Below are 5,546 nucleotides of genomic sequence, written 5' to 3' on the forward strand. Positions count from 1 at the left end.
AAATTAGAAAAAATTAAATATCTAATTGATATATTAAATGAAGCTTCAGAACACTATTATTCAGATGAACCAATTATGAGTGATTACGATTGGGATAATATGTATGAAGAACTAAAAGAATTAGAAAAGGAAACGGATGTTGTATATAACAATAGTCCAACTCATAATGTAGGATATGTTGTATTAAACGGTCTTGATAAAGTAAAACATAATCATCCAATGCTATCACTCGACAAAACGAAGTCTGTAAATGATTTAAAGAAATTTATTAGTGGAAAAGATTGTTTTGTGTCAGTGAAATGTGATGGATTAACTTGCTCATTATATTATAAAAATGGGATGCTGGTATCAGCTGAAACAAGAGGAAATGGTATTGAAGGTGTTTCAGTATTGTCTAATGTGTTTACAATCAAGAATGTCCCTAAGAAAATTCCATATAAAGATGAACTAATTATTGACGGAGAAGTAATTATTGGATGGGATACATTTAACAAGATTAATGCATCTCTTCCTGTAGAGACAAAATATAGACACCCTAGAAATTTGGTATCAGGTTCGTTGCAGCTTTTATCTAATAGATTAGCTGAAAGTCGTAACATGAGATTTGTCGCATGGAGGGTAATTAAAGGATTTAAACATAAATCAGTATTTGACGATCTTATTGAAGCAAATAATATTGGTTTTGAAATTGTACCAATGTTTAAATGTAATAAAAATAATATAGAAGAAGTATTAGAACGAATTCGTGATAGTGCTGATAATCGTAATATTCCGTATGATGGAGCAGTCATTGCTACAGATAATTATTCATTAGCTGAATCAATGGGAAGAACAGATAAATTCTTTAGACACTCGATTGCATTTAAATATGAAGATAGTTTATATGAAACAGTATTAAGAGATATTGAGTGGAATACATCAAAAACAGGTCTTATTAATCCAATTGCTGTATTTGATCCAATTGATTTGGATGGTGCTGTTACAACCAGAGCAACACTTCATAATATTACATATATTAAAGATATGATGCTTGGAATTGGAGATAGAATTAGAGTATATCGTTCTAATATGGTTATTCCTAAAGTACATGATAGCATTGACAAGAGTGGTAACTTTAGTATTCCTGATAAATGTCCTATTTGTAATCAGCCTACAAAGATTGTTAAAGAGAACGATTCAGAAGTTCTTATTTGTACTAATCCAGATTGTAAAGGTAAATTGTTAGGCAAGATGGTTCATTTCTGTAGTAAGAACGCTATCAATATTGATGGTATGAGTGAAGCTACACTAGAATTATTAATTAACAAAGGATGGATTTCTACATTTAAGGATTTATATAATCTACCAAACGATGTTATTTCGTATTGGAAGAATCATGTATCTGGATTTAGTTCTCATAGCGTAAATAAACTTCTAAAATCTATTGAAGCAAGTCGTGAAACAGATCTTGAGCATTTCATTTATGCACTATCTATTCCTTTGGTTGGCAAAACAGCAAGTAAACTTATTGCAAAAGAATGTGAATATGATTTTGGTGAGTTTATACGTTCTATGATAATGCTTAATCCTAAAAATAATAGGTTTAAGAGTATTTCTGGTATTGGTAATTCTATAATCACATCTCTTGATTCTTACTTTATGGATTATGGAGCTATGGTCTTTGAATTATCTAAAGAGTTCAATTTTAATAAACCAGAAGTAAGTAAATCCACTAATTTACTTAGCGGAAAGACTTTTGTAATTACTGGTTCGTTAAATCACTATTCCAATAGAGATGAGCTGAAGAATGTAATTGAATCAAATGGTGGTAAAGTTTCTGGATCTGTTAGTTCTAAAACATCATATCTAATCTGTAATGAAGATTCTAATTCAGGAAAATCCAAGAAAGCAAAAGATTTAAACATCCCAATTATTACAGAAGAAGAATTTATGAAAATGTTTTAAAGGAGAATTTATGTTAGTTTTAGTAGGAGAATCAGCAAGCGGAAAAGATTATATTAAACAAACACTCATTGAAAAATATGGTTTTAAGCCTATGATCACTTATACATCTCGTCCGATGCGCGAAGGTGAAAAACAGCATTCTACATATCATTTCATTTCAGAAGAGGATTTTAAGAAGAAAATCAATGAACATTTCTTTGCTGAATGGAAAAAATATAAAACTGTAGAAGGTACTTGGTATTATGGCACAGCATTAGAAGATTGTCATAGAGCTGATGCTGATACTATTGCAATTCTTGCACCAGATGGGGTGAGAGATTTACAGGATAAAAATATTAAAATGTACGTTATCTATATTTATGCCAATCTGAGAACGCGTATGCAGCGTTTGTCTCTTAGAGGAGATAATCAGGAAGAAGTAAATAGACGAATTAAAACAGATGAATATGATTTTCAGGGTGTAGAAGTGTTAGCAGATCACATCACTAGAAATCATTTTAATGACGAAATTTACGATGTGGTGGATGATATTATAGATGCTTACAATTCATATCTTATGTAAGAAAAAACATTTAATATGATTGAATGTATGAAGATGTATATTAATTGGCTTTTAACAACTCCAATTACAGGTGCTGCGTTGATTATAATTTTAATCATTATTGTTGTGTCATTAATTTATATTTTTTGATAATTGATGTCAATTTTAAAAGAGAATATATAGATAGGTGGTGATGATTATTTACAAAAAAAAGAATATCACAAGGTATCCCATTGGCTTTAGCCGATGGGTTGTTGACCAATTATACTACTTGCTTTGGACTTGGACGAGAACTACTGAATAGAGATGGTTTCGTTACAGTCCAAGTTGGAAATAGAGAATATTGTATTACAGGAACTAGGACAAGGAGAACTCATGCAAATGCAGATGACTCTTCTGTTTATACAGTTCTGGTTTGTGGTGAGGAGGTGTAAAAGATGCCAGATATTAGCATGTGCAATGGTGATGGATGTAGTAAAAAAGACTCTTGCTACAGGGTAAAAGCTACTCCAAGTAAATATCAAAGTTATTCAAATTTTAAAGAATATCTTGATAAAGATGGTAACTGTAAACATTATATTTTAGATGGGAGAATGACGGTTAAATGAATGTAATTTTGTACACAACACATTGTCCAAAGTGTTCTGTTTTGGAAAAAAAATTAAATGAAAGAAATATTTCATTCGAAGAAAGAACTGATGTGAACGAAATGCTAAATAAAGGTTTCGATGAAGTTCCAGTTTTAGATATTGATGGAAAAATCATGAAGTTCAAAGAAGCAAATGCATGGGTAAATGAACAGTAAGGAGAACGCCTACATATGAATATCAATATTAAACTAAATAAAAATTTCACAACTCAATATAATAAGCTTCAAGAAGAATTTGGCACAGAAATTGCGAAAATCAATGGGTTTGATGATGGTCAGTTAAGCTACACAGATTTTATTGATAACTTCGTAGATGAAGAAACCGTTGCTGATGCGAGTATTGATGGTAATAGTAATGTATCCCATAAAGATATTGTAACTCTTGAAAAAGAAATGCCAAAGCCTCATGAAAAATTATTAGCATTTAATAAAATTTATTATGAGATTAATAAAAAATATGGTTTCAGAGATGCAAATGAATGGTTACGTGATGAATGGATGGGTAAACTTTATATGCACGATGCGAATACAACATCATTCAAGTCATATTGTTTTGCCTATGATTTAAAAGATCTTGCTGAAAAGGGCTTATATTTTATCAAAGAAAGAAATGCGAAACCAGCAAAACATTTGGTAACATTCGTAGATTTTGTAAAAGAATTTATTAGTTTTGCTTGTAATCGTACATCTGGAGCTGTTGGTCTACCAAATTTAATTCCATATATGTTTTATTTTTGGAAGAAAGATGTTGATAGTGGATATCTTGGGATCACAAAAGACACAGGTAAGAGTTATGCTAAACAAAATTTCCAGAGATTCATCTATGCTGTAAATCAACCTTATCTACGTGACAGTTCTCAAAGTGCATTCACAAATACATCTGTATTTGACAGACCATATTTTGAAGCTTTATTTGGTGGAGCTGAATTCCCAGATGGAACATATATGATTGATTATGAAGAAGAGATCATTGAGTTCCAGAAATGGTATATGGAGACTATGGCTGAAACCAGACATGAAAATATGTTTACATTCCCAGTATCTACTATTAGTTTGCTCCGTCAAAATGGTAAATTTGTAGATGAAGAATTTGCTGAATGGGGAATTAAACACAATATGGAATGGTCTGATAGTAATATTTTCTGTGATTCATCTGTTAATTCTCTTAGTAACTGTTGTAGACTAAAGAGTAATATTGCTGATCTTGGTTATTTTAATTCAGTCGGTGGTACAGCGTTAAAAGTTGGATCTGTGAAAGTGTCAACCATCAATTTCGCAAGAATCGCTCTTGATACAAATTCAGAAGAAGAATATCTTGATGAATTAAAGAAAAGAACTCTCATTGATTTAAAAGCCCTTGACTGCGTAAGGCATATTATTAAACGAAATGTTGAAAAAGGACTTTTACCTAACTTCACTTTTGGTCTGATTGATTTCGATCATATTTATAATACCATTGGATTTTTAGGCGTTTATGAAACAATGAAAAAGTTTGGGTATATTAGAGTGGATGAATTTGGAGATACATATTATACAGAAAAAGCATCTGCATTTGGTGAGAAGATTTTTAAAACAATGCGTCAAGTTGCTGAAAATTTTATCAAAGAGTATAAATGTGATTATCAAATCAATACCGAACAGATTCCGGGTGAAACAGCAGCCGCTAAACTTATGAAAAAGGATAAATTTTTCTATCCAGATGCTAATATTTATGATCTACCTTTATATGGTAATCAGTTTATTCCACTTGGAATTAAAACTACTGGACAGGAACGTGTAAGAATCGCAGCAGAGTTTGATGGATATTGTTCTGGTGGTTCTATTCTTCATTATAACATTGATGCTCCGTTTGATTCTTTTGAAAAGGCATGGAAGATGACTAATTATGTAGCAGATCAAGGGGTTACATATTTTGCATTTAATACAAAGATCGATGCCTGTGCAAATAATCATGCTTTCTACGGAACGAAATGCCCTGTTTGTGGAAAACCAGTAGATACAGAATTTACAAGAATTGTTGGTTTCTATACACCAGTAAAATCCTATTCTAAAGAACGTAAGGCTGAATTTGGAATGAGAGAATGGGATGATATTAATGCTAAAGCAGAGGAAGTATAAATGCTAATAAAAGGTCTTATTTCTGAAGATCTAGTGAACTATAAAAAGCCATCAATGACAATTATGTTCCCTCACTGTACATTTAAGTGCGGTGAGGTGAATTGTCAAAATAGTCCACTAGCAAAAGAAAAGAATATAGAAATATCCATTGAAGAACTAACAAAAAGATATTTAAACAATTCAATTACCGAATCTATTGTAATGCAAGGATTAGAACCTTTTGATTCTTGGATGGATCTTAAAAAATTTATTCATAATTTAAGAGAATATACAGATGATGATATTGTAATATAT

General features: G+C 31.1%; 6 protein-coding genes. All 6 read left to right on the forward strand.

From position 1 onward, the window contains the following. Positions 1–1,944 (forward strand): NAD-dependent DNA ligase LigA (gene ligA, locus DWX91_RS15745; RefSeq protein ID WP_118539692.1); only part of this gene is annotated, 1,944 nt, incomplete at its 5' end. Between the two features lie 10 nt (positions 1,945–1,954). Then, entirely contained in the window at positions 1,955–2,506 is a 552-nt protein-coding gene (locus DWX91_RS15750; RefSeq protein ID WP_118539694.1) for a guanylate kinase, read from the forward strand. Between the two features lie 416 nt (positions 2,507–2,922). Next, positions 2,923–3,093 carry a hypothetical protein gene (locus tag DWX91_RS16835; RefSeq protein ID WP_182435113.1) on the forward strand — a complete coding sequence of 57 codons (171 nt, stop codon included), beginning with the start codon at positions 2,923–2,925 and terminating at the stop codon, positions 3,091–3,093. Beyond that, entirely contained in the window at positions 3,090–3,290 is a 201-nt protein-coding gene (locus DWX91_RS15755; protein ID WP_118539696.1) for a glutaredoxin family protein, read from the forward strand. Before DWX91_RS16835 ends, DWX91_RS15755 begins: the two co-directional genes overlap by 4 nt. Positions 3,291–3,305: 15 nt before the next feature. Beyond that, the gene (gene nrdD / locus DWX91_RS15760) at positions 3,306–5,252 is read left to right on the forward strand and encodes an anaerobic ribonucleoside-triphosphate reductase (RefSeq protein ID WP_118539698.1); all 1,947 of its coding nucleotides are present in this window, start codon (positions 3,306–3,308) and stop codon (positions 5,250–5,252) included. Continuing rightward, a partial coding sequence (locus tag DWX91_RS15765; RefSeq protein WP_147354430.1) for a hypothetical protein occupies positions 5,253–5,546 on the forward strand: 294 nt, incomplete at its 3' end.

This window comes from Clostridium sp. AF22-10 (assembly GCF_003478725.1).
Lineage (GTDB): Bacteria > Bacillota > Clostridia > Lachnospirales > Lachnospiraceae > Otoolea > Otoolea fessa.